Origin of the sequence: Buttiauxella sp. WJP83 (assembly GCF_027594725.1) — a bacterium.
In the GTDB taxonomy this organism is placed as follows: domain Bacteria; phylum Pseudomonadota; class Gammaproteobacteria; order Enterobacterales; family Enterobacteriaceae; genus Buttiauxella; species Buttiauxella selenatireducens.
Window position 1 is genome coordinate 4,223,619 of sequence record NZ_CP110080.1, and the last position, 25,747, is coordinate 4,249,365.

Here is a 25,747-nt window from a genome sequence, read left to right on the forward strand (position 1 = left end):
TGCCGTCTGAGTTAATCAGTAAGCAAACTGCAAGGAAATACCGTGTTCAAGAAATCTATCCTGTTATTCACCCTTATTCTCGCTGGTTGCGCTAATCCTGGAGATGATAAGGTCGAAGCGTTAAATACTCTCGACTTCCAGGCCAGCCCGAAAACGGCTGCTACCGCTAACGGCAACCCTGTGGAATTAGAAAGCCTGCACAACATCAATCAGCAAGCCATTGCCAGCCTGACGTCAGAGATTAAAGCGGCACATGTGAATGGCCTGAGAAGTGATGATGTTCTTGCTAATCGCGATGGAATCGATAACGTGTTTCAGGCGCTGACACGGCTTGAAGAGTTTAATGAGCTGAACAATATCTACCTGAAAGATCAGAATAAAAATGGTCTGGTACAGATTGGTAAGGCATTAAAACCTCTCACCGAGAAAAACTCCTGAACCTCAATTAAAAGGATGTCCTGATGACATCCTTTTATAATTTCTGTAATGCCAATCAGTAAAGTTGTTTCTCGATCAGCAACTGCTGTAAATGCTGCTTTTGTTCAGCAGTGAGCACCCGGCTGACATTAAACACGTATTTTGCTCGCTGGTAGCGTACCTGACTCTGAATGTCCCCAATGGCAGATAGTTGTTTCTTCGCCGCACTGTCATCCCACACACCAGATTTGAACATACTCACAATGGCATCCTGAGCCAAAGCATCAGTATTAATCTTACTGATCTCTTTTTGTGCCTCATCACGCAGTGCCTTCACCGTTTTTATTTGTTCTGGTGTCAGATTTAATTGTTGTGCCAGGCTATCTTGCGGCAGCGTTTCTGTTGAGGTAGATGCAGAAGCCATACCTGAAAAAGTCAGAGCTGTTGCCATCATGGCAATTTTAAACATTTTCTTCATTCGATACCCTTAAAAATAATAAGTAACAATTCCAATAGCACCCTTATATTAATAACGTAGCAAGAATGACATTGAAAATCCTTAGTCGTTTATTTTTAAACAAATAAATTAACCATTTGCTAACAACGTTCACTTAAGCATTGCAGGTATGTAATCTGGCGCACCCTATATTGGGGATAGATATCATTAGCCTGTATTTTTGTAGTGAATTATTATTAAAAGAAAAGGTGAAAATTCTTAATTTTTATTTTAATGACACTCTATCCAGTCAATATATTTGTCATGAAAAGTGTCGGAAGTATTGATACTGCTTTATATCTTGATTTGCGAAATATTATAAAAGCGTTTAATTTCAAACAGTAATAACGATGCATAGTAAAAAGCCACACTATGTTGCCATAGTGTGGCTTCGTACTGCTTACTTATTTGATGGTTGCTTCTTAGCTCACATCCCTATGAGCTACAGGCAGCATAAAGTTAATAAGTCACGCATACAAAAGCATTCTTATTTAAAAATAAATTTCATTTTTTTGATAAAAAAAACCCGCCGGACGGGCGGGATTATTGTATTGGCACTGCAAGATGCACAAACAATATTAAAGGATCGAATCACTCGAATTGATGATATCAATGAGGCTTGATGTCTCAACGTGATAATTGTAGTGCGTGATAATTTCTGCGGCAAATTTATTCATGTGTAAAAATAAACTTCTCAGAAGCTAAAATTAACCCCAGCATAAGCACCGTCAGCGATGATATTGTCGCTGTGGCCATCTTTCCCTTCCATACCGACATAACGGTAGCCGCCATCAACGGAAAATGTTTTGTTGATATTCCAACGCAGGCCCGCATTGGCCTCGCCGTACTGTGCCACACCACTTGAGAGTGAATCAGGTGAAAAATAGGCATCACCAAACAGAGTAAAATGTTCACCAAGTGGAAGTTGTGCACCACCACCAACCGCTACGGCATAACCTTCGTCGTTATCATCTGGGTTCAAATAAATTGTTTTGCCCCCGAGGGTGATCAATACGGAACCCAACGGAATATTCCAGCCTAATCCCAGACTCGCAACATCACCGTCATTATCGTTATGTGCCCAGTTACCACTGAAGGTAAAGCCGGGTTCATTTGCGCCAAAACTCATCCCCAGGTTGGTCCATTTAGAACCCGCCTCGCCGTGAAATGAAACTGCATTTGCCGAACCTGCGGCAAGTGTCGCAACAACCAGATAAGCCACTTTTAAATATTTCATCGTTTCCTCTTTTCTACATAGGGTTTTCAGATCAAAAAAAAGCCCGATAGGCACATATGCATCGGGCAAAACGGACGTTACTGCTATTTTTTTAATGGCATATTAGTTCTTACTGCTGTGCTGCTACACCGGCGATTTCAACAACAACGCGGCGATCAGGTGCCAGGCAGTTAATCAATTCTTGACGCTCAGTCACTGCATCACAGGTGGTGCCAGTTACCGGCTCGCTTGGGCCACGGCCTTCAGCCTGGACGTGTTGAGCTGGCATACCTAAACGAACCAGTTCATCCGCAACGGCTTGTGCACGTTTAGTAGAGAGATCCAGGTTGTAATTCTGTGAACCCAGACGGTCTGTGAAGCCAATCACCACTGTGGTTTTCTCTTTAGACGCCTGAATTTCTGGGCGGTTGTAGAGATCACGTACTGCAGCTTCACCTGCTGGTGAAAGCACTGCAGAGTTGAAGGCAAACATAACGTCTGACTTGAGGTTGAAGCGCTGTGGCTCAACTGGAGCTTCTTCTACAACTGGTGCTGCGGCAACTGGAGCTGGAGTATTTTGACCAAAGCGGTAAACCACGCCTGCTGTCACAGTACTAACATCTGCAGTCATACCAATTTGGTTGGAGTTACCAACATTGCTAACCCACTGGTATTCCAGACGGCCAGCCCAGTTGTCGTTAAACTCGTATTCGGTACCAAATGCCGCCAATGGGCGAACGCCGGTTTCAAACTTGGTGTTGCCATCTTGTTGTGCTTCAGCACGGTATGCCATTGCACCAGCACGGCCGTAGATGTCCCAGTTTTCATTGAATGAATAGCTGGCTTTCATTGACAGTTGCAGACCTTGAGAGCCCAGTTTAGCACCCGCTACACCGTTGTTGCCTTCAACTTGCATGTTGCCAAGGTAGTCGTAGCCACCTTCAACAGCCAACCATGGAAGAATTTGGTAACCACCAAATACACCACCGCCGACATTATCGCTGCTCAAATCAAAGTCGGTAGCGTTGCTCAGATTATCATTGAAATCATTGTTACCATTGCCGTCAAAATAATGTGACCAACCTAATTTAGCACCGCCATACCAGGTATTGGTATCGGCTGCGGCATTAGCGTTCGTTACTGCGAAGGCGTTGAGTGCGATTAACGCAATAAGAGTCTTTTTCATCATATTCCTTGAAGTCGCTGCTGTGAGATTTACTCAATGGTATTAATGTTCTAGCAACGAATAGTATTCATATTCCACAACATAAGGAATTTGTACTTTGTTTAAATTTAAATGAAAAACAAGTAGATGAGATTATTGCATTAACGCACCAGTAAAATTAATAACGCTCCAATAATTAGCCTGCTTTAGAATTTTTCAGGCAAATTTATAACTTCTAATAAATAGCCACCACGTCGAATATCAATGTAGCCGCCATTTTTTAAAGCAAACATAACATTCAAAATACTGCTACGCGATAAGTGCGTTCTTTCCTGAATGTAATCCAGAATTGAAGTTCTTAAACGAGATTCTTCCGGCAGACGACTCATTTCAATTAGGTGACCACGAATGATGGAATAGGTGCGTTGTTGCACCACGACCGAGTCACGGTAGAAAAGATGGCTGGTGTAATAAGCGAGAATAATAGCAACGTCTTTCCACAGCCCTTCTTGAGTGATTATCTCATGCGCAAGGCTGGCATCAAGACGAAGCATGGTGCATTCGGTTTCTGCACGCAGGATATGGCTACGTAAAGGTTGGATGCTCTCTGCAATACCAAACAAATTTTGACCGGCTACTGTCGCAATAACCAAACCGTCCGTTGCGCGGAGTACTGAAATCTCACCTTTCTTGAAAACATAGAACTGCGGGACATCCTTATATTCCCAGTTAATACGCTTGCGGGGAATGATCTCCATCGGCGTTCCATGGGGCTCAAGGATAGAAAGCAGACGCTGAATGGCGGCTTCTGGTCGTGTAGGAGGAGGTATAATCATTTCTTTTCCTGAAATTACTTACTATACATGCAGGTTCCTTGAAGTATATACCACGCCAAAGATCTAGCTGGGAGCCCCTACCTTAGCGGTGTTTAGCGTTTAGATACAAGTATGTTTTGTAAAATAAACACACTATTCGATAAAAAATTTACAACTATGTCCATGATGAAAAGAAGTGTAATTTCTGACTTTTCCTCTTGCACATTATTGTGATTTTGTGCAATTAAAAAATCGCTAAATGTTTATTTTTAAACAAAATAAATGTGGTGCCATGCACACCTTCTCATTAGTGTCTCCGAACATTTTCTTACGGGGGCACCCATCTATGATTCTGGACTATCTTGCCTTAGGCGCTCTTATATTTGTGGGACTCACGCTCTTTTACGGTGTCATTGTTGTTCACGACATCCCCTACGAAATTGCGGTACATCGTAACCACCCGCACCAGGATGCGATTCATGCCGCAGGTTGGGTGAGTTTATTCACATTGCATGCACTATGGCCGTTTTTGTGGATCTGGGCGATGTTATATCGCGAAGACCGTGGCTGGGGATTTGCGACAAAAAACCATGAACTCGACGCACTTCGTGAACGTCTGGCTCAACTGGAAGCTCAGCAAAAAAATAACACAGCAAACCATCAGTAACCGAATTATTGAGCAGGATTCATTGTGGATTTATTACTTATTCTTACATATACCGCGCTTTGCGTTGGTATATTTAAATTCTTCAAAATTCCATTAAATAAATGGAGCGTCCCTACTGCAGTTCTGGGTGGGATTATTCTTATTGGCTCTCTGCTTTTATTAATGAATTACAACCATCCTTATACTGAACGCGCCCAGATGGTTACCGTTACGGTACCTATTATCCCTGAAGTATCGGGTACAGTGGTAGAAGTGACCACTAAATCCAATACCATGCTGAAAAAAGGCGATTTCCTGTTCCGTATTGACCCAACGGCTTATCAAGCAAAAGTCGAGTCAATAAAAGGTGAGATTGAAAGCGCGCAGCAAAATGTTGAAATGCTTAAAGCGCGTCTGGCTTCCGAAAATGCCGATATCGCCCAGGCTAAAGCGCAACGTGATTTAGCCATGAAAGATGCTGACCGTTACCGCAATGGCAGCCAGGACAAAATGAAAAGCCCGTTCACCGACCAGGAAGTGGTTCGTGCGCAGCAAACTTATCTGGCGGCACAAGCTCAATGGCGCTCTTCTCTGTCGAAGAGAGACCAAACAGCAGCGGAACTTAGCGCTCTGATTAACGGCGAAAATGCCGTGGTGTATCGACTGAAATCCAACCTCAAAGAAGCAGAATACTTCCTTGAGAAAACCGTTATTCGCGCCCCTACCGATGGCTACGCGACACAACTATTCCTGAAACCAGGCATGTTTGTACGTCCGATACCATTGCGCCCTGTCATGGTGTTTGTACCGGATCAGAAAACCAGTGTTTACGCCGTTTTCCGTCAAAACTCAGCGCTGCGTTTAGTCGCAGGTGATGAAGCCGAAGTGGTGTTCAACGGTCTGCCAGGCAGTGTCGTGAAAGGAAAAGTGAAACAAATCCTGCCAGCCATTGCCAACAGTAGCTACCAGGCACAGGGACATCTGCAAGGCTTAAGCCTTGACCCGAAACTCGACGGAATCTACGCAGAAATTGAACTCCACAACGTGGCAGATGTTGAAAGATTACCTGCAGGTACCATGGGACAAGTTGCCGTCTATTCAGATCATTTCGAGCACGTTTCCATTATCCGTAAAATCCTGCTGCGTATGACCAGTTGGATGCACTACCTGTATATCGATCATTAACAGAGGTAAACCAGGAGCTCCCCATGCAGAAAGCAAAAATGTTCACTCTTTTCGCCATCGTTATTCTGACATGGGGGAGCACCTGGCTTGCGATGAAGTTTGCGTTGGTCAGCATGCCACCTATCTTTGCCACCGGCCTGCGTTTTTTAAGCGCAGCGCCGCTGCTACTGTGGCTATTGAGAATCACACGCTCTTCGTTGTTATTCCCACCAGGCCACCGTATTTTCCAGTTCTGCGTATTCCTGTTCTGTTACTGCCTGCCCTTCACATTGGTGCTCTACGGTGAGCAATATGTCGATCCCAGCACCGCTGCGATAATTTTTGCCGTGATGCCTGTCGCCGTAATGCTTATTTCGATTGTGGTACTTAATGCCCCTACCAGCTTGTTGCAACTCATGGGTGCCATGCTGGCATTGCTATCACTGTTTTGCATCCTGCAAGAGGAGGCAAGAGTGAGCATGAGCAACAATTGGAAAGGTGCTTTAGCCGTGGTTCTCGCCGTATTTATGCATGCTTTTATGTATGTTCAGTGCAAGAAGCGCAGTTGCCAGGTATCGCTTTTCACGTTTAACACCCTGCCTTGCCTCGCCGCTGGATTAATCCTCACGATGATTGGCGCAATCGTGGAGAAACCGATGTTGGAAAATATTACGTTGCTGTCGTTTGCCTCGATTATTTACCTTGGCATCGTGGCTGGCGTGTTCGGGATTTTGTGTTATTTCTCGCTGCAAAAGCGCATTTCGACGTTCAGTACTTCGTTGGTATTTATCTGTTTTCCGGTTATTACGGTCTTTCTCGAATGTCTGTTGATGGACAGCGTATTCTCACAAACATCATGGGCTCTGCTCGCGATGATGCTGGGCGGCGTCTTCCTGTCTCTAATCCCTGTAGAGAAGAGAAAAAGAGTCTCGACATCGCAACAGCAGTGGAATTAGCACGATTTTTTCTTTCCCATATTTACAACTTATTAATAACTGTTAAGAATGAATATTATTTGAACATAAATATGGTCAATGTCAGAAGAGATCCTCAGGCAGCAGATCCAGAACCTTAAAAAGCACAACGCCCGGCTCAGAAGAATCGCCCATGACTCACGCAACAAGCTGAGTGCGGCTCTCGACGGAACAGGTTTGTGCTTGTGGCAACTCGATGTAAGCAGCGGCAAGCTGGTTATTTTCAATCGCCGCTGGGGTTCCATGTTAGGTTATCGCCCCAAAGAACTCAGCGCTCATTTTGATGTGTGGCGTGAGCACCTGCACCCTGAAGATAAAGATAGGGTGCTCGCTGCGTTCTATAACCATCTCGAAGGAAAAGCGCCATATTACGAGGCGCTACACCGCATGCAGGCTAAAAACGGCACCATCACCTGGGTGCTCGACCGGGGTAGAGTGACCGAATGGAGCGATGAGGGAAAACCGTTGAAAGTTACCGGAACCCACATCGATATGACCAAAGAAAAGCAGTACGAGGAACAGCTTGCGAAGCTCGCCAACCACGACCCACTCACCGGTCTTGCCAACCGCCACGCGCTGCATGCGCAGTTCGATCTGTTAAAGAAACTCGGCCCGCTGTCAGTGGCTTTTATCGACCTTGATGATTTCAAAAACGTTAACGATACCCTGGGGCATCGCAGCGGCGACGAAGTTCTGTTGCAGCTCAGTCAACGTTTGTCCGAAGTCTGCCCTCCAGAAGTGACCATTGGCCGCATAGGGGGCGATGAGTTTATCCTGCTGATTCCGTGGGCGCTGGGCGATGCCCAAATCCAAACCCTCACCCGACGCTGCCTGGATGCTGCTATCACTCCGTTTGAATTGAGCAATGGCGCAGCTAAAGTCGGCGCATCCATTGGTGTTAATGAATCCTGGGCGAGCGATAACTTTGCCGACGCGGTGATCCGTGCCGATGAGTCCATGTACCTGATTAAACATACCGGCAAGAATGGCATCGCCCTGGGCGCCAACATCCTGCTTCACTGTTAAGCCAGATATTTGCGGAACCAGTCGAGAGTTCGCGACCATGCCAGCTCCGCCGCCGCCTTGTCATAACGCGGTGTCGAATCGTTATGAAAACCATGATTCACACCTGGATAGATATAGCCTTCGTACACTTTATGATTCGCTTTGAGCGCCCCTTCGTACGCAGGCCATCCTTCGTTAATGCGCGAATCCAGCTCTCCATAGTGCAGCAATAATGGCGCTTTAATACGCGGCACATCTTCCGTTTTTGGCTGACGTCCATAGAACGGAACAGCCGCGGCTAATTCTGGATAGGCGACCGCTGCGGCGTTAGCGACCCCACCACCGTAACAAAATCCAGTAATACCGACTTTTCCGGTCACCGCTTCGTGGTGCATCAAGAACTCAATCGCGGCGAAGAAATCATTCATCAGTTTGGTGGGGTCTACCTGAGATTGTAGTTCGCGCCCTTTTTCGTCATTCCCCGGATACCCCCCGACCGAGCTCAAACCATCGGGTGCCAGCGCAATAAATCCCGCTTTGGCAACACGCCGTGCCACATCTTCTATGTAGGGATTTAGCCCACGGTTTTCATGTACCACGACAACGCCCGGCACTTTGCCCGAGGCTTTCGCGGGGCGCACCATGTAGGCTCTCACTTGCCCGTGCCCTTGTGGACTTGGGTACTGAATATATTCAGCCAAAATATCGGGATCGGTAAATTCCACCTGCTGCGCGAAGGCGTAATTTGGCGTCAGCAAAGTGCCAAGCGCAACTGCCGAAAGCCCGCCGACCACAAACTTCCCTGCAAGGTCGAGAAACTCACGTTTGCTGATTTTGCCGTGGACGTAGAAATCGAAGTATTCGAGTAATTCAGGAGGGAAATCTTTTGCGGTAAGTCTGGTCATTTGCAGGCCCATTATCGATAAAAGATGGATAAATAATGGCCTGCATTTGATGATTTTGCCTGTTCTAATTTAAGCGGGATTTCACGACATTCACTCGCCAGATCCCGAAGCACACCAGCACCAGCGCAAGGGCATAACGCCATTCCAGAATGCTTTCTTGCAAGAAGATGGCGGAAAGCACCGCGCCAGACACCGGGATCAGGAAGTTAAACGGCGCAATCATTCCCACGCGATTGTGTTTGAGCAGCAAGCTCCACAACGCAAATGCAACGGAAGACAACAGCGCCAGATATCCCAGAATCGCCACTGATTCCAGGCCGTGAAACTCAAGCCGCCCGCCGCATACGTAGCCTCCGACGGTCAGCACCACCCCACCGATGGCGAGTTGCCAACCGGTCATGATGGTCGGATCCATCGTTTGCGAAATTCGCTTTCCATACAGCGACGCGGCAGAAAGAACAAACGCCGCCAACACAACGAAGCCGTCACCCATCCAACTAAAACTAAAATCCATCAACTGGCTGTTGAAGTTCACTACCATGACACCGGCAAACCCCAGCACACAGCCCACCACTTTGTTAATGCTGAGCTTGTCGTTTTGATAGATAAAATGCGCCAGCAGTACGCTAAAGAAAGTGCCTGTGGCATTCATAATTGAGCCTTTCACACCTGTGGTATAGGCGAGACCAATATAAAAGAAGATGTATTGAATGGCGGTTTGGGTAACACCTAACACCGCGAGTTGCGAAAACTGGTGGCGGGATAAACGTGAAATCGACTTGCCTTGCAACATAGCAAACACCAGCAATAGCAGGCCAGCGATGACAAATCGGTAACCGGCGAACACAATTTTTCCCGGTAAGTCATCCGTCGCTATTTGGAAAATCTCATAACCGTTTTTAATTGCCGGGTAAGCACTTCCCCATAACAAGCAACAAAAAGCGGCACCCATCCAGGCGAATTTCTTGTTAGTAAAAAGTGACACACTGTTATTCACAACGTCATCCTATGAACAATTAAACACAGTTTTTATGCCAGCCATTATCCTGATAAATGACATAAATTGCTTGTTTTTAGTTCTAAGAATGCTTCATTCCGTTCCAATACACCACGCGGTGTATACACAAGTCTCATCCTGGAGCTACGATGCGACGAACCCCACAAAAAAAATAACATTATTACATTCACTACATGCCATATATTTCACGTGATATATTCAACGAATAAATATTTCATATAAAATATTTTATAGTTGTAGGCTTATGATACCGGTATATAATCCATCACAGCTTTTAAGGAAATAATAAAAATTACCTTTCAAATATAAGGGAGCAGGCAACATGAATTTCAGGTCAACAATATATTTATGTGCGACGGCATTTTTACTGGCCGGTTGTGCACCACGTTCCCCCATTGATGCGAAGAAAACAGGTGTATCCAGAACAGAGAGCAGCGCAAACAAAAATACATCTGCACTGCTCACGGACAAAGATATATTTGGTAATGAAACTACTCTGGCGGTTTCTGAAGAAGATATTCAGGCAGCACTTGAAGGGGAAGCCTTCCGCGTACCGCTGAATTCTACGGTTATCCTCGTTCAATCAGGTAGTCATGCACCAGAAACCGCTATACAACAAGAAATGAGTAAGTATTACACCGTTTCAACTTTTTCTGGTATTCCAGACAGACAGAAACCCGTTGTCTGTAATAAGACAGAAGAAGGAGAACCTGTAGCTAGCGAAAATATGAATTACATGCAGGCACTGCGTTATATTGCAGCCAAAGGGCATCAGAAAGCGATCATTGTTTACCAGGATACTTTGCAATCAGGTAAATACGACACACTGACAAAAACAACAGTATGGTCTGACTATAAAAATGAGAAACTTCCTGATGCGGCGTCATTGCGCTATCTGGTTCGCTTTACTTTAGTGGATGTAGCAACAGGTGAATGGGCCGCCTGGTCTCCGGTGAATTATGAATATAGTGTGCTCCCGTTACAGGCTGGCAAAGCGGATGCAGGTAATACAGATCAACAAATTAATCAGCTAAAGCAAAAAACGTATGCAGCGGTAGTTAAAGACCTGGTTAATCGGTATCAATAAATAAAATTTAGCAGCCGCTGATCGTTTTTGGCGGCTGCTGATATATTCTTATGATCTAAGATAGATCTATATCTAAATACCACAGTATCCAGACATATTAACCTTCTTTTCACCATTTTTTGTTTTGATGACAATAACGGCATTAACGTCGCCGTTCTCTCGATCATTATTTTTTTCAATAAAAGTATATTTTGTAACAATAGTCATATCATCATTTTTGAAAACCTCTGCACCGTTGTCTGACGATACCTGTTTCAATATCGTTATATTCCCATTCAGTTTCATAATTGCAGAGTAAGTACATTCCCTACCGACAGGACAGATTTCTCCTTCAGCATATTTATAAAAACCCTCTTTCTTATCGCCATCCAGGTTCAAACTGCAAACAGGATACGCTAAATCAACAACTTTATCAGCATCAAAACTATTTGTGACAAGGTCGTTCAACGATATACTGCTGGGTTCCGCTACCACGCTTGCAATATTACTCGAAGATATCAGAGCTAAAATAAGTGCTATATTTTTGAACATTTTTACTCATTCCTTGAATGTTTGAGGCGCCTACTTCACCCCTGGAGAATATTTCATCTGTTCACATATTTCCTTACTCCTGGCATAATAACTGCCAGATGAAATCATACTTGTCGATTTACATTGATAATAATCAGAACCGAGAGGGTAGATAGAGATTGCCACAGCCAAAAGAAGACCAACAATAAGAGCACAGATACTATACACCACCACTGGAATCATTAACCTCCGCATAACCATGTCCGTTTTTTTTCTGAACGGCAGAAACAGACACACTATAAATAAGTCTCCAACAACCATCACCGGAAGAAAGAGAAAAAGAGGAATTCATTTTGGGTCATAGTAAATATAATCGTCACCTTTAATTAACCCCATTATTGTAGAAATCATGCTGTCATATAGTGTCACGATTGCATATGTCAGGCATACAATAAGTATTACACCATATGTATACCCTTTGATTTTTGTCCAATTTATCATTTCAATAGAGTTCTTTTATCATAAAAAGCATATGGGTTGCTGTGATTAAAATTCAAACCGATCAACTTCTATTTTTTCCATTCATTCCTTGAATATTAGGGAGGCCTATTTCTCCGCAGGAGAATATTTCATCTGCTCACATGTTAATTTACTCTTCGCATAATGACTACCCGACATGATACCTGCATGGTCACATTGGTAATAATCTGTGCTAAGTGGATAGATAACAACCAAAAATGAAAGAAGAAAACCAATGAATAATGCAACAATAGCATAAGTTGTAATTGGAATTGTATACTTTAGCAAAAAAGGAACAGTTATAGATTTGTATGGCAAAAGCAAACACAAGAAAAAAAAATCCACACAAACTAGCACAGGTAGTGCTAATAGTGCAGGTATACTTCCCCTAGTATAAAATATGTAATCATCTTTATTAATCAGACTTAATATGTCAGCACCACACCACTTCAAGATAAAAAATATCAACAAAGACAAAAAAGCGACAAGACAAATCGCTGAACACACTCCCCTTAATTTTATTAGATTCATAATTCTAAAGTCCCCCTCCTCTTGACAAAGAAAGGCCATAATGGTTATGGCTAATGTTCTGTTCTATCATTTTCTGATGCTCCGCCATTGCTTCTCTGACACTTTTAATAACTTTATCAGATAAATGATAGTGTTCATCTAACCTAGATAAAAGAGTGGTAACAACAACCCCCAAAACAACAACAAGAACCATTCCCAATGAAATAGGAAGTGTAACGCTGAATGCTATTGCTGTTACAGCCCACCTTACCCCCGCCACTGCGAGTTTTGTCACAAAAATTGTCACAATCACCTTTGCAACATCTACGTCAATATTTCCGATAAATGCAGCCACATCATGCTCGGATGAAAGTATCAGTTCAAGAAGCCGTTGCCCCCCAGAAAAATAAATACAAAACCTTCCTCCATCCATTATACCAAAATTAATCCCTGCCTTACCGATTCCCAACTCCAGGATCTTCAAATTATTACTTTTATAACGAGTACCAATCAAAATACGACGTAATGACGGATAACCAGTTACTTTAATATAGGTAATACCTTTATAAATATACCGTTCAGCCTTAACACCTAATCCTTTCAATCTAAAAACAAGCTTTCCAGCGTCTTGATAACTTACTAATTTAAAAATGTTCTTTGCAGCATTTTTTGTATCTCTAATGTTCCCAGCAAAGGTAGTTCCTTTGTTATAAAGGTCATTTGCAATTGCAAAAGCTTCATCTGTGGTAAACAACATAATATGCTGAGTGTTTTTTGATAATTGAACTTCAAAATCATAACTCCCTGACTCCCAAGCATCAATCAAAGAACGATCTCCGCCTCTGGCAATAGAATCTCTTCCATCGCTTTCTAACCATTTATAATAATTTTTCATTTACATACACCTTTTTATTCAAAAAATGCGCTCTTCCCATAAACTAAATGCACTTGTACCTGCGATACAATGTTCCCAGTTAATTGACTCATAGGTAAATTCAATAGTTTCCTCAGACTGGCCTTTACTATCATCTATAGCGTGGGGGACTTGAAGATGAATACTCGAAATTCTTGCATTAATTAATTTCAACTGATAATAACATTCATTTATGCCAGCACGATTTGTACGGAAAAAACTGAACTCGCAGGACAAGCACTCATTTTCAGAAATAGATTTCCCCAATAAAGGCGATGATTTATCAACGGGTTTAATAATAGTAAGCCCTTGATGATTCACATTTTGTGTCCGCGTTAAACCATGGCTCAACCCCAGCACCATAATCTGATCCATATGCGCAATTTGTGCCTTATTGCCAATGGAAGCCTGCGAAGAACATCCCGCAGAAATTAATCCCTGCTGTTGTCCATTCAGTGTTAAATAAACAAGGTTTGCCATGTTAATACTCCTTGAGGCCGGTGATTATTTCCCGGCTTTAGTGTCAGTGGTTGTCGTTTCCGGCAATGTGTTATTTTTCAGTAGTAGCCAGCGACTTAATACGCCATCCAGCCGTGTATTAATCTCTTTTTCCAGGGCATCTGTATTTTGCCCCTGTGCGCGGGCTTCCTGATATTGAGTTAACAGGAACTCCAGCGGTGTCTCCTGGCTTAGTGAACGTTCCGCTTTCCAGACCACATTCTTGATGTAAGAGAGGGTGAGCCCCTCTTTTTCACGCTGCATCACCAGGTCGGCAAAAGCACGCAGATCCTGGCGGGTTTGCTGCCAACCTTTAAGCTGAGGGGCATTCACTGCACGAGTTTTCAGGATATCGTTCCACTGCGCACTCGATTGTTGCTGCTGCAAGCTTTCTGGCCACAATGTGTCTGCCTGATGCACCATCTGCATCCCGGTTTCCAACGGTTGTAACGGGGAAGCATCAGGGAGCCTTTCCAGTCTTTCCTCATAACTCGTCAGTTCAGGTGAAGCCAGCCAGAGAGTCGCAGCCCCCTGTGCGGTATCACTAACCTGTGTCAGTTGATGCTGTAGCGGGTGAACTTGCCACCACCAAAGGCCTGTAGCGATAGCGGTTGTGCAGGCAACACCCGCTATAAAACCTTTGATGCTACTACCTCGCGTTGGTGCGGCCCCAGCGTCTAACATGCTGCGAACTGACACCTTCATTTCAGGCAAATCGGGCAGAGGAAACATTGCCTCCGGCACAGCGGCGGACTGAGCGCTCTCCGGCGCATACACCAGAGTTCTGAGCGTGGTCTCCGAGGATCCCACGGCACTATTTTTTGGCGGTGGTTCAAGCCGCTTTCGCGTGTTCTGCACAAAATACAGCAGGTTTTCCACGCGCGGCTGGCGCTTGAGTTCCACTTGCTGAAGCTTGTCGCAGATAAGCTGCAATGCCCGCTCGGTACGGTAGAGGAGAGGCAGATCAGAACCAATAAAAGAGAGTTGCTGGCGCAGGATATTGCCAGTGCGCACATTGAACCAGTCGAGCATTTCAGCTCGTGCGATGCCACCCTGTGGCCAGAATTTTTCCCATTCATGGCTTATCATCGCGGCCAGCAGTTCAGTCCCCTCACAAAACCCTGCCAGACCCTGCGTACGAGTACGCGCCAACGTGTAATAAGAGGCGGTATGCAAATCCACACCATTAGATTTGAAAATCGTCAGCGCCAGCGATTCCACCAGCCGCCAGTTCAGTTCCGGTTGCGACGGGTGATTCGCTTTGTTGATTTCTTCACGGATAGCACTGAACTCCGGCAGGTTGCGCGGATCGTTCCCCGTGATGATTTGAATTTCAGATGAGTTCATCATTTTGCATCCCTGCATCAATACAGCGTATCCGGCAGTCGGAATTCACTGAGCAGCCCGCCAGTGAACGGATTGTCTTCAGTATCGGTATGAATCCGGTACACCATCGCACCACCATCCACGTTAAACCGAACGTTGAAAGTGCCATTTTGCACACTGGTCAGTTGCCCGGCCCCGAATAACCGGAACTGCGCCCACGGCCCATTGAAGCTGATGCTGCGCGGTGAGTTTCCGCCCGCCCCGACTAGTGTCAGCTTACTTTCGTTGCCTTCACGCATGTTGTTCGGCCAGACAAGGTGCGACGTAAAATTCCGCCCTTGAGAGTAATCGACAAGCTGACCATCAAGGTTCAACACGCTGCGGCGTTTATTGCCTGACAGTGACACGGTTTCCACCGCAAATTGCGTGCCCAGCCCGTTTTGCTTACTGAAAAAGATGTCACGAATTTTCTGTGCGGTGTCCAGTTGCTGGCTAATGTCCTCACGGATAATCACGCTGTTATCCCCATCTTCCAGGGTGAGGTCGTTCTCCATAAATAGCTTCAGGTTATGCTGGTAGAAGCTGTCCAGTATGCCGTCCGGTTTAAAGAAACGTTCGAACGCATCCAAAGACGCATCTTGTTGGCCGTGTGGGTTAAACGGATAGTTGTTTGCAAGCTGCTCGTTGAACGGTTTCACCACGTTGTCGCGCCAGTCCACTTCCATATAGTGAACGGCTTCCACCATCACCACATGCCACGCCTGGTCGGCCAGTTTGCCCACCCAGCGGTTGAGCGGTGCAGGCAGGGTTTTTGCCATCTGGCGCGTAGTAAATATTGGGTCGCTGCTGTTCTGATCCAGCCGCAGTTGCACGGCCTTTAGGGCCGACTTACCCGGCATCGGCGCGTTTTGTACCGCCAACAGGTAACGATGCAGTTCTGTCAGTTGCTGATATACCGCCTGCATCGTGTTTTCTTTATCTTTCTGTACTGCCAGCGTGCTGTTCTCTGCGGCAAACTCATGCCCCAACCGAGTCAACAAACGGTAGTCTGGCTCGGCCTGCGCTTCATCCCGCGCTTTGTCGTCCAGTTTTTCAGAAAGCAGGGCAGGCTGTGTGTTATCCCGCAGCGCGGTCAGCGCACGCTGGAGTGGCTGGTCGCCGCTGATCACCTGCTCCAGAGTGCTGGTCAGTTGTGCAATCGATTCATACTCGCGCACGTTGAGATTATCCATGCCAGCCCGCCAGGTCGCGGTGTAGTCGCTGATATATTGTTCCGTCAGTTGACGCTGGATTTCTGTGCGGTCGGCATCACTGTATTTTATGCTTCGAGTCAGGTTCAGCACCCACGAGTCCATCGCCGTCAGCTCTACCAGCTCATCACGCTGTTTTACGAAGTAGCTTTGTAGCCCATAGCGAGTGAGAAACTGCGGGATGACGAGTTTATTGTCGTCTGCGGAGGTAAACACCGATTCAAAAGTGGGGCCAACCTGGTCGCGCAAGTTTAAATCCGCAGGCAGTACGCCCAGCGCCCGCGTTTTCAGACTCTGATAGACTCGCTGGTAGACCGGCAGCTTGCTCAATTCTTTTTGTGCCGCCACCACCGGGCTATCATAAGGCGTCCAGCGGCTTATAGCGTCCCCATCACCTTTCTCACGATCTGCATGCCAGTCCGTGTGTAATAGTGCGTAATCCAGATGGGACATCAACTGTGCCTGGATATCACGCTGGCCGTGGAACTCTTCGCTCCAACGCTTCGCCATATACTGTTTAACCACTTCATTATTGCGACCGCTTTTGTCCTCCAGCATCCTGATGACGCGCAGTACCGCGAGTTTTTCCTCACTTTCCGCAGGGGCGGCATTCATTGCTTTTACAAGGCCATTAAAAAGGGAGGGCAGATAACGCTGTTCTAATAGTTGAAGGTAAGTCTGTTCCACATACGGCCCGATGCGTTTGCCCTGGTACAACCCCATATCAGCCAGACGACTGCGATCGCCCCAGTCACCATAAGCCAAAGTGGCATCACGAACCGGGTTAAGTAGTGGCAATTGAAGATGGCCATCTTCGTCAATTCCCTGCGGGGGCGGCACTTCCATAAAAGCTTTAGCCTGCGCTAAAACCTGGACGCCAGCGCGCCAGTTACTGTTGTAGTAGTGCTGCCAGCCGGTGACTGCCAATACGGCAAGCACGGCACTACTGGCAGAAAACACCATCATTCGGCGACGGGCATTCCCCAGCCAGACACTGTTTTCCCCGGACAGATTGGGTTCTGCCAGCAACGCCTGTGGAAAAAGATTGCGGGTGAAATACGGCACCGTATCCACCAGCGGCCAGGCCGCGAGTGGCCCGCTACCCAGTTGATACTGGCGAGCGGCAGACTGCATAAAGATGTCGTCCACCTGACCGCGCTGCAATGAAGAGGTCAGATACACACCTCGCAGCATCACATCCATGTTTTCGCCGTCCAGCAGGCCGCTGAGTAAGGCAATGAGATGCTCACGACCACCCTGCATCTGGCGAGCAAAGCTGAACAGAGAGCTACGGGAGTGGTTCTGTGCCAACATCAAGTCCGGCAAAGAGTGATTCATCCGCTCTCCCCATGCCTGCCAGAAGCTGCTCAATTCGGCCTGCCAGTCATCACTCTCGTGGGCATGGCGAGTAAAGGTGACGCCGAGGATGGCATCACGATCCTTTCTGGGCAGCGACTGGAATAACGCAGCGAAACCGTGCAAAAGATCCAGTTTCGTCAACACGATATAGACTGGCAACTGGCAATGAAGGTGTTGGCGGATCTCTTGTAATCTCTGGCGCAGCATCTGTAACAGGTATTCACGACGGCGCTTATCGGCGGTCAGCAAGTCGGGGAGATCAAGCGTAAGAATGAGTCCATTAAGCGGTTGGCGGGCACGTTTTACCACCAGCCAGCCCAGAACATGTTCCCACAGACGACGAGGCAACACATCCGCATTAACCTGTTCCAAGAGTGAGCCATCAACATCAAAAATCACCGCTTGTTTTCCGACGTACGGGGTAATGTAAATATGCTGTTCTGCCCCTCGAATGGCGTCTGGGGTATAAATAATATCGGACGGAAAACCTTCGCGTAATAGCGAGGTTTTACCGCTTCCGGCAGCCCCAATAACCATGTACCACGGCAACTGCCACAGATAACGGCGACTGTCGAGATGGCGCTGCAAACGCAGCAACCAGCGATCGAGGTAGCGCTGTTGGATGTTCAGTTCCACTTTAAGCGGGTCCTGAGTCTCCTGACGCTGTTGCTTCTGCTGATGTTCAAGCTGTTTCAGGCGATTCATCACACGGACGGTAAGCCACGCTAGTGCGATAAATCCCCAAACTGCCGTTGCCAGCCAGCGACTGGTCAGCGACTGCAACCAATGTTCGCCATATAGCGTCCATGTCGGCCCTTTCCACCAGATCCATACCAGCAGAAAAATCCACGCCAGCACGAGTAGCCAGGCTGCGGAAACTTTGAATCGGGGCATCGCCGGTCGGAGGGCAGACTTTAGCCCGCTGAATAGTCGGGGGGTCGGTAATCTGAACACAAAAACTCCTGGTTATTTGTTACTGTTCTGCCGTGAACTTTTTTTCTAATTGCTCTAACAGGGATGGCTCCCAGTCAGGCAGCATCATTTGTCGTGCAGTTTTGAACAACATCCGGTAATGCTGCTTCGCCAATTTCCCCATCCCGGTTTCTTCCATCAATTGCGCACCAAGGTACTGCCGGTAAAACTGGTCGCGGGGATCGCCTTCGGGTAACGCATCCAGATACCGCAACGCAGCCTCCAGCCCATGCTCGTTAAAGCACTGGCGTGCAGCTTGTGTATATTCATCTGTCTCAGGCACAGCCTGACTACCAGAAGGCGATACCAGCCACTGTGTTGTTTGTGGATTCATAAACGGGATTCGGTCGTTAAACAACAAACCAGCAAGCTGGGGCAATCGGGTAACAAAACGCCCTGCCTCATCGCGGATGGCCTGTGCCACATCCTCATAACCCAGGCGTTGTGCAATTTGTGCAGAAAGATGATGGCCATCCAGCCAGTACGGGGCCAGCAGCAGGCTGTTTTCCACCTGTTGCCACAGCGCGATATCCGCACTGGCAAGTCGGGCTTGATAATCCGCCACCATATCGACCGGAACGCCCGCAAGCGGTGTCCGCCCATCGATCTCCGCCTGCGGCGTGCCAGTAATGCTCTGCCACAGCGCATGACGACGCAGACGGTAGCCCTGTGGCAAATCCGGCTGGCGTTCACAGAGAATAGCGGCGACTTTCAGCAGCGTGTCTCGCCAGGCTTTATCGTCGTGGCTATCGATGAATACCTGCGGTGCAGGAGCAACAGCAGCGGGCGTATTCCCTACTGTGGTGTTCTGCTGTAACTCCCGCGAGGGTGTGGTGGCAGGCGTCGCAGACGGTGCTGATGCGATATCACGAAATGCACGCGGGTACAGAGCAAACAGATCGTCCGTCACCTGCGCCAGTTCTGGGGCATTATCGACCTGCCAGCACTGCGCTAACTTCGCCAGTTCCCCCAGTAAGGCATCGCGCTGTACGGTATCAGCGCTTTCTGCAAAATTGGAAACGCCGCCTTCAAAGCGTTTTACCACCTGAGTGGCAAAACGCTTTTTGTGCGCCATATTTTGCGGCGCGGCGACCATCCAATAATGTTCTACATATAACGTCAGCAGACGCATCGCCAATAGCTGTTCACCAGCATGTTGCAAGGTACGCAATAGATGCGCCAGCAGGCGGAAATCCTTGGTTTCTGTGGCCAGAAGCATCAATCCCCGACGCTGGACTTCTGGAATATCGAGCTGACTGTGAGCCAGCGAACCCAGCTTGACGATTTCGCCGTCTATATATTCCCAGTTCGGGTTATCGTCTTTCAGTGCCGCGCACAGTTTCTCTTCTGGCAGGTTTTCCAGCAGGTGCGAAATCCAGGTATCCGGATTGCTTAGATCCATTGTCATTAATTATTCTCCCGCCCAGTGGCAGGCTTCACGCAGCGGCCTGATGGCCTGTGCCAGCCCGTCGATATTAAAGGTCAACTTTCCGGCGGTGCTGTTCGTGCCCGTATCCACAGTCAGCGTTTTGGCACCGAACAACTGGGTAATTTCATCTATACCGGACAACCCTCGGCTGGATTCGAGCAACACGCCGTTCTCACGCACAAACCAGCGGCTTTGGAATGTCTTGTTATCCGCAGTCCGAGTCACGGCGATATCATGCGTCTCCAGTGAGTGCATCATCGCCACTTGCATCCGGGTAATGTTGTCCACACAGCTGAACATCAGCACCGGGCGCGGCGGGACATTGCCAATCGCAGGGGTAGTTATGACCACAGTCGCGCGATCTCCCGGTATTTGCGTTACCAACAGCGAAGTGGTGTTACCTGAACGTTGCTTTTCCTGCTCAGTGGCACGTGTCCACGCTTCACCCTGATAGCGGGCTTTGACCAACGCGCTTTCGAATCCGGTCTGCTCTGGTGCGAGGATATGGTCATAGCAGGCAAGACGTTCCAACGCCGCAGACTCATGGCGACAAGACTGCATTGCCTTCATGGTGGCCTGCGCGTCCGGAGAGGCCGCACTTGCCAACCCCACACCAGATGCAGGTGGCGCATCCGCATAGGCAGCACAGGCAGACAGTCCTGCTAACAGGCCCGCCATCAGCCATCCGCTTTGCCGGAAAACGCGCACCCAGCTCATAAAACAGTTTCTTCCTCTGTCTGCTGCAAGGTGTATGGAACGTCCTCTACTTCTGCTGTAAACGTACCTTCGGCGGCCGATAGCCGAATACGCGCGATCGCCGTATTGGCTGCCATTTTCTGGAGTAACAACAGCGAGAGTGGCGGCAGCATGTCGCCATCAATCACCGACTCCAGCATCCTGGCTCCGTTCTCTGCACGGGTGACGCACTTCATGATTTCGTCTGTCACTTCCGGCTCAATAACGACTTCCGCGCTAAAGCGGCTGCGCAGCACGTTATCGAGCCGCGTCAGTTTCCCTGCGATAATTGTGGCGAGCGTTTCACGCGACAACGGTAGATATGGCACGACTTCCATTCGCGCCAACAGAGCCGGTTTGAAGAAATCAGCGAGTACCGGATACAAAGCCTCCTGCATCAACTCCGGGTTATCAGCATGCTCAACAATGGTCTGATAGCCGAGGTTAGAGGTCAGGAAGAAGACGATATTTTTACAATCAATCAGGCGCCCTTCTCCATCGGCCATTTCGCCTTTATCAAACGCTTGGTAGAACAGGTTGAGTACATCAGGGTGGGCTTTTTCTACTTCATCAAGCAGCACTACCGAGTACGGTTTCTGACGAATAGCCTCGGTCAATACGCCGCCTTCACCATAGCCGACATAGCCTGGAGGTGAACCAATCAGCCGGGAGACAGTATGCTTTTCCTGGAATTCCGACATATTGATTGTGGTGAGATACTGACGGCCGCCATAAAGCAGCTCTGCCAGTTGCAGCACGGTTTCAGTTTTACCCACGCCGCTTGGTCCGGCCAGCAAGAATGCGCCCAGTGGTCGACCCGGACGCCGCAGGTCAGCACGCGCGGTGAGCAGATGTTTATGCAGGCTGGCAATCGCCAGATCCTGGCCTTTGATGGTATCGCCAAGCCACTGCGGCAAATCGGTGATGACTGACATCTCGTTCTGCGACAGGCGGTTAAGCGGCACGCCAGTCCACTCGGCAATAACCGCAGCAATCTGTTTTTTGTCCACATGCGGTGAGACCAGCAACTGTGTGTGATGCAAAGCGCCCAGCTCCGTCGTCAGTTTTGCCAGACGTTCAGCCAGTGAAGGGGGTTCTGGCTCGATATCACTGACAGCTTCCATATCAGGTGTTGCGTTCAACAATTGCTGGCGTAGCGCAATAATTTCCTGCACCAGCGCCTGCTGCTGATGCCATGCTTCTTCCAGATTTCGCAGCTCATCCTGTGTGGCTTCGTGCTGCGCATGAACCTCGTCCAGCCGTGTAGTATCAGTACGCAAGCCAATACGGATTTCACGCATAAGCTGGCTGATTTCGGCCTCACACTGATGAGATAACGTAGTCAGCGCGGATATCTGTTTCGGTGGAGAAGAGAGGTTAATCGCCACCCGGGCACAGGCGGTGTCGAGCACGTCGATAGCTTTATCCGGCAACTGACGGCCTGACAGGTAGCGTTCGCTCAACGTCGCCGCAGCCTGTAACGCCTCATCATCAATCAGCACGCCGTGAGATTGTTCATATACCGCCGACAGGCCGCGCAAAATAATCGTCGCTTCCGTAGCGTTGGGTTCACTCACCTTCACTAACTGGAAACGGCGCGACAGCGCGGCATCTTTCTCAAAGTATTTTTTGTATTCGCTCCAGGTGGTTGCAGCGATGGTTTTCAGCTCGCCACGTGCCAGCGCGGGTTTAAGCAGGTTGGATATATCAAGCCCGCCTTGCTGGTTACCTGCTCCAATAAGTGTATGAGCTTCATCAATAAACAGGATGACAGGAACCGGCGAGGAAATGACTTCAGCCATCAGCCCCTTAAACCGTTTTTCGAACTCCCCCTTCACCGATGCCCCGGCCTGCAATGCGCCCAAGTCGAGCGTCATGATGTCGGTATTTTTCAGTTTATCCGGCACCTGGCCTGCCACAATTCGCAGCGCCAGGCCTTCAATTAACGCACTTTTTCCAACGCCCGCTTCCCCGACTACTACCGGATTATTCTTGCGACGGCGGCAAAGAATATCGATCATCAAGTCGATTTCACGATCGCGACACAACACCGGGTCTAGCCGATTCTGACGAGCCTCTTCAGTCATGTTTTTCGCATAACGGGCCAGCAGGCTATCGCTATTGTCCGTTTTCGCACTGACAGCCTGGGAGTCAGTATCCAGTGCAACAGATTCAGCAGACTCGCGTGTCCATTCTGAAAACGCCTGGCGCAACTGGTCACGATTAATACTGGTTAGCAGTCGGGCGGCAGCAACGGGAATATAGCGCAGCGGTGAGTGCAACAGAGCCATCAACAAAACGCCACCGCGCAGTTCGCTGTGCTGCATATCAGCAGATGCCAGCAGCCAACCCTCTTTCAGCCACTCGCCAAGCATCGGGGAAAAAGCAGGATAGTTATCCGGTGTACGAGTTCCAGGCCAGTTTTCCACCGTCAGCGCCTGGCGCAGCGCATTGATATCAATTTCAGCTCGTTCAGCTATCACACGCAGATCGCTGCGAACAGAGGCCAGCATTTGCAACAATACATGTGCCACGGTAATTTCCGGCGCCTGCTGACTCATGCACTCCGCAGCGGCAGCTTCCATCGCCTGGCGGGTAAAAAGGTTCAGCCGTTTTACCAGCGTGGGGAGATCAATCTGGATCATAAACGTCCTTATCGCAGTAATTTGTTAAGCTGCTGCAGAATGTCCTGTGCCTGGTTGTCCAGGCGCAGCAGATAAAACAGATAAAAAAACACCAGCACGGTAACGCTGCCGAAGAAAATATGTTTGATGGTCAACCGTTTGATTAACTGATAGCGCCCGCCCTGCGTTTTTTTATCTTGATGCAGCAACGGGAACTGGGCATCGCCGCGCAGCCCGTGCAGTACGTGGTGCAAACGGCGGTAAATCTGTTCAAACTCATCCTGACTCTGTACTGCGACTTTATAACGCCCGCGAAAACCCAACGAGAAACAGAGGTACAGGAACTCAAGCAGATCCTGGTAGCGCTTCGGCTCACGGATCAGGCGTTCAAGCAGGATAAAGACCTTTTCGCCACCCCATGCTTCGTTGTGAAAATGAACCAACAGCGATTGCTTGATCCACTCATTCTTGTTTGACCAGCCATTACCCAGCGCGGCTTCGTCTATATAGGTACAAAGGATGTAGCGAAAGGAGACAATCACACCGGGTTCGTAACCTTGCTCCTGAAGCAGTTGCTCCACAGCCTGGACGTCCGTCACCACCTGAGAGAAAAGTTGCTCCGGCATGGCGTTACTGTTCATCCCCGCAACGCGCATCACCATACCCAGTAGGGGTGTGGCAGCATCGATCATTGGATTGAGGCTGTTACCACGCAAAGTAAGCCGGTACTGGCGACGGGTGGTTTCTCCCCCTATTTCTGGCGAAAATGCCTGCCCTGGGTCTGGCACGTCGGTCGTGCTCAAGAGGTCATTTCTGTCGGGCAGAAGAACGGACTGTTCGCTCATAGCCTTAACCTCTTATCGCCCACAACTGCATATCCAGTTCCGGGAAGTTGCCGGAAATATGCAGCGCCAGCGCACCGGCTTTCACCACGTCTTGCCAGGCCGTTGCGCCTTTGTCGAGATCGAAATAGACGTAGCCATCGTGATACGGCAACTGGCGTGGAGCAGCAGTCAATGAACGTAATGGCACACCCGGAACCTGTACGCTAACCACGTTGCGGATTTTATCGGTGGCAGCAATTTTCGACTGCTGGGTGAACTGGAGAATAATTTGGTTATGTGGCATCCGCGCACGTACTGCCAGCACAAAGGAGCCGGACTGCAGCAGTGTTGGGTCGTTAACGGTGGCGATATAAACCCCATCACTAAAGATGAGCGGCAGGTTTTGCGCCCGCGGCATCAATACAGTATTAAGAGCCCGACGCAGTTCTGGAATCACCGTTTTAAACGATTGGGTGAGATCGCGGTGACTGTAAACTTCGACAGGACAGGGGAGACGGCTGTTTTCGGTAAACGTCATTAGTTCGCCCAACAGCCTGACTAGATCCTGATAAAAGGCTTCCGGATGCAAGGTATGCAGGTGTGACCGATGAGTGAAGTGCATCTGGCTGCGGTTGAGCATCTGCAGCATCATAAATTCCGACACATCAGCGATACCACTTTGCTCAGGCGAACCAATGCGCTTTGCTAGTTCACTGGCGCGATTGCTAATAAGCCCTTGCACGTCACCGACAAACCCGTTTAGTACCGAGCTAACCCGGATTGCCTGACAAGTGGGAATAAAACTATCGTCCAATACCAGAGCACCATTGGGCAATTGGTTACGGATACGACATAGCGGCAACGTCACCATCGCACTGAGATCATCAGCGCCACTAACAATTTTCAGGGCCAGTTGCCCCAACACTATCTGCTGTACATCACCACCATCCGAGTGCAGATCACGAACGTCAGCACGGGCCAGTCGATAACGCTCAGTTCCTTGTCCGGCGCTTTTGTAACCTTCAATTTCACAAGTGATATCGCTTAACACCGGTAACGCCAGGTAAATATCATGGCTTCCTGGCGTCGATAGACCGAGTGGCTGATACGGCGTAGGAAGCTGGTCCTCTTCAGGTACGCTGAATACAGTCCCATCCGGCATGCAGCCCGCAGCGCTGTCGAGCATAATCTTGCCCTGAGCCAGCAATTCGGTATTGAGAGCCAGTGTCGTAAATCCCCAGACAAAGTCATCCAGCGCATTCATGCGCTGGTTCAGCAGATATTCATGGTTACGCTGCTGTTGCTGAAAATGCTGCGGTATGGCAAACAAACCTTCCTGCCAGAGCACCTTATTTTTCGTGGTCGCCATC

22 protein-coding genes are annotated in these 25,747 nt (G+C 48.3%); 6 read left to right on the forward strand and 16 right to left on the reverse strand.

Annotated elements, in window-relative coordinates:
* The first annotated feature begins 42 nt into the window (after positions 1-42).
* Entirely contained in the window at positions 43-438 is a 396-nt protein-coding gene (locus OH773_RS19540; protein WP_270141133.1) for a hypothetical protein, read from the forward strand.
* A gap of 55 nt (positions 439-493) precedes the next feature.
* On the opposite strand, the gene OH773_RS19545 is transcribed toward OH773_RS19540, so the two are convergent.
* The 4 genes from OH773_RS19545 to OH773_RS19560 form a co-directional block, all read right to left on the reverse strand.
* A complete protein-coding gene (locus OH773_RS19545; protein ID WP_183272496.1) occupies positions 494-895 on the reverse strand; it encodes a Spy/CpxP family protein refolding chaperone in 402 nt (133 codons plus the stop codon).
* A gap of 712 nt (positions 896-1,607) precedes the next feature.
* A complete protein-coding gene (locus OH773_RS19550) occupies positions 1,608-2,150 on the reverse strand; it encodes a YfaZ family outer membrane protein (RefSeq protein WP_270141136.1) in 543 nt (180 codons plus the stop codon).
* Positions 2,151-2,259: 109 nt separating this feature from the next.
* A complete protein-coding gene (gene ompA / locus OH773_RS19555) occupies positions 2,260-3,315 on the reverse strand; it encodes a porin OmpA (RefSeq protein WP_183272494.1) in 1,056 nt (351 codons plus the stop codon).
* A gap of 185 nt (positions 3,316-3,500) precedes the next feature.
* Positions 3,501-4,130 carry a winged helix-turn-helix transcriptional regulator gene (locus OH773_RS19560; RefSeq protein WP_270141140.1) on the reverse strand — a complete coding sequence of 210 codons (630 nt, stop codon included), beginning with the start codon at positions 4,128-4,130 and terminating at the stop codon, positions 3,501-3,503.
* Between the two features lie 325 nt (positions 4,131-4,455).
* Between OH773_RS19560 and OH773_RS19565 the strand changes: the two genes are divergently transcribed.
* From OH773_RS19565 to OH773_RS19580, 4 genes are all read left to right on the forward strand, one after another.
* Positions 4,456-4,776, forward strand: coding sequence for a DUF3302 domain-containing protein (locus OH773_RS19565; RefSeq protein WP_183272492.1), 321 nt, complete (start codon positions 4,456-4,458; stop codon positions 4,774-4,776).
* A 24-nt stretch (positions 4,777-4,800) separates the two neighbouring features.
* On the forward strand, positions 4,801-5,940 hold the full coding sequence (locus tag OH773_RS19570) for an HlyD family secretion protein (RefSeq protein WP_183272491.1): 1,140 nt from the start codon (positions 4,801-4,803) through the stop codon (positions 5,938-5,940).
* Positions 5,941-5,963: 23 nt separating this feature from the next.
* Positions 5,964-6,875: a DMT family transporter gene (locus tag OH773_RS19575; protein ID WP_270141144.1), complete on the forward strand. Its 912-nt coding sequence runs from the start codon at positions 5,964-5,966 to the stop codon at positions 6,873-6,875.
* 78 nt (positions 6,876-6,953) lie between these two features.
* On the forward strand, positions 6,954-7,919 hold the full coding sequence (locus tag OH773_RS19580) for a sensor domain-containing diguanylate cyclase (protein ID WP_270141146.1): 966 nt from the start codon (positions 6,954-6,956) through the stop codon (positions 7,917-7,919).
* Here OH773_RS19580 and yghX read toward each other — a convergent pair.
* Together yghX and OH773_RS19590 are read right to left on the reverse strand one after the other, a co-directional pair.
* Positions 7,916-8,803, reverse strand: a complete 888-nt coding sequence (gene yghX, locus OH773_RS19585; protein ID WP_270141148.1) for a YghX family hydrolase — start codon at positions 8,801-8,803, stop codon at positions 7,916-7,918. The two genes, OH773_RS19580 and yghX, sit on opposite strands and share 4 nt — an antisense overlap.
* Positions 8,804-8,867: 64 nt before the next feature.
* Positions 8,868-9,755 (reverse strand): DMT family transporter, encoded by an 888-nt coding sequence (locus tag OH773_RS19590; RefSeq protein ID WP_270145968.1) that lies wholly within the window; start codon positions 9,753-9,755, stop codon positions 8,868-8,870.
* Positions 9,756-10,143: 388 nt separating this feature from the next.
* Between OH773_RS19590 and OH773_RS19595 the strand changes: the two genes are divergently transcribed.
* The gene (locus OH773_RS19595; protein WP_270141150.1) at positions 10,144-10,908 is read left to right on the forward strand and encodes a hypothetical protein; all 765 of its coding nucleotides are present in this window, start codon (positions 10,144-10,146) and stop codon (positions 10,906-10,908) included.
* Positions 10,909-10,980: 72 nt separating this feature from the next.
* Here the strand turns inward: OH773_RS19595 and OH773_RS19600 are convergent, their stop codons facing one another.
* The 10 genes from OH773_RS19600 to tssK form a co-directional block, all read right to left on the reverse strand.
* Positions 10,981-11,439: an adhesin gene (locus tag OH773_RS19600; protein ID WP_270141152.1), complete on the reverse strand. Its 459-nt coding sequence runs from the start codon at positions 11,437-11,439 to the stop codon at positions 10,981-10,983.
* 1,033 nt (positions 11,440-12,472) lie between these two features.
* On the reverse strand, positions 12,473-13,342 hold the full coding sequence (locus tag OH773_RS19605) for a hypothetical protein (RefSeq protein ID WP_270141153.1): 870 nt from the start codon (positions 13,340-13,342) through the stop codon (positions 12,473-12,475).
* Positions 13,343-13,360: 18 nt separating this feature from the next.
* Entirely contained in the window at positions 13,361-13,840 is a 480-nt protein-coding gene (locus OH773_RS19610) for an Hcp family type VI secretion system effector (RefSeq protein WP_270141154.1), read from the reverse strand.
* A 24-nt stretch (positions 13,841-13,864) separates the two neighbouring features.
* Positions 13,865-15,205, reverse strand: coding sequence for a VasL domain-containing protein (locus tag OH773_RS19615; protein WP_270145969.1), 1,341 nt, complete (start codon positions 15,203-15,205; stop codon positions 13,865-13,867).
* A gap of 17 nt (positions 15,206-15,222) precedes the next feature.
* Positions 15,223-18,747 (reverse strand): type VI secretion system membrane subunit TssM, encoded by a 3,525-nt coding sequence (gene tssM, locus OH773_RS19620; RefSeq protein WP_333482176.1) that lies wholly within the window; start codon positions 18,745-18,747, stop codon positions 15,223-15,225.
* A gap of 19 nt (positions 18,748-18,766) precedes the next feature.
* Positions 18,767-20,173, reverse strand: coding sequence for a type VI secretion system protein TssA (tssA, locus tag OH773_RS19625; protein ID WP_270141156.1), 1,407 nt, complete (start codon positions 20,171-20,173; stop codon positions 18,767-18,769).
* 3 nt (positions 20,174-20,176) lie between these two features.
* On the reverse strand, positions 20,177-20,911 hold the full coding sequence (gene vasI, locus OH773_RS19630; protein WP_270141159.1) for a type VI secretion system-associated protein VasI: 735 nt from the start codon (positions 20,909-20,911) through the stop codon (positions 20,177-20,179).
* A complete protein-coding gene (gene tssH, locus OH773_RS19635) occupies positions 20,908-23,574 on the reverse strand; it encodes a type VI secretion system ATPase TssH (RefSeq protein ID WP_270141161.1) in 2,667 nt (888 codons plus the stop codon). Before tssH ends, vasI begins: the two co-directional genes overlap by 4 nt.
* An 8-nt stretch (positions 23,575-23,582) precedes the next feature.
* On the reverse strand, positions 23,583-24,398 hold the full coding sequence (gene icmH / locus OH773_RS19640) for a type IVB secretion system protein IcmH/DotU (RefSeq protein WP_270141164.1): 816 nt from the start codon (positions 24,396-24,398) through the stop codon (positions 23,583-23,585).
* A 4-nt stretch (positions 24,399-24,402) separates the two neighbouring features.
* Positions 24,403-25,746, reverse strand: a complete 1,344-nt coding sequence (gene tssK, locus OH773_RS19645) for a type VI secretion system baseplate subunit TssK (protein ID WP_270141166.1) — start codon at positions 25,744-25,746, stop codon at positions 24,403-24,405.
* Between the last annotated feature and the right edge of the window lies 1 nt (position 25,747).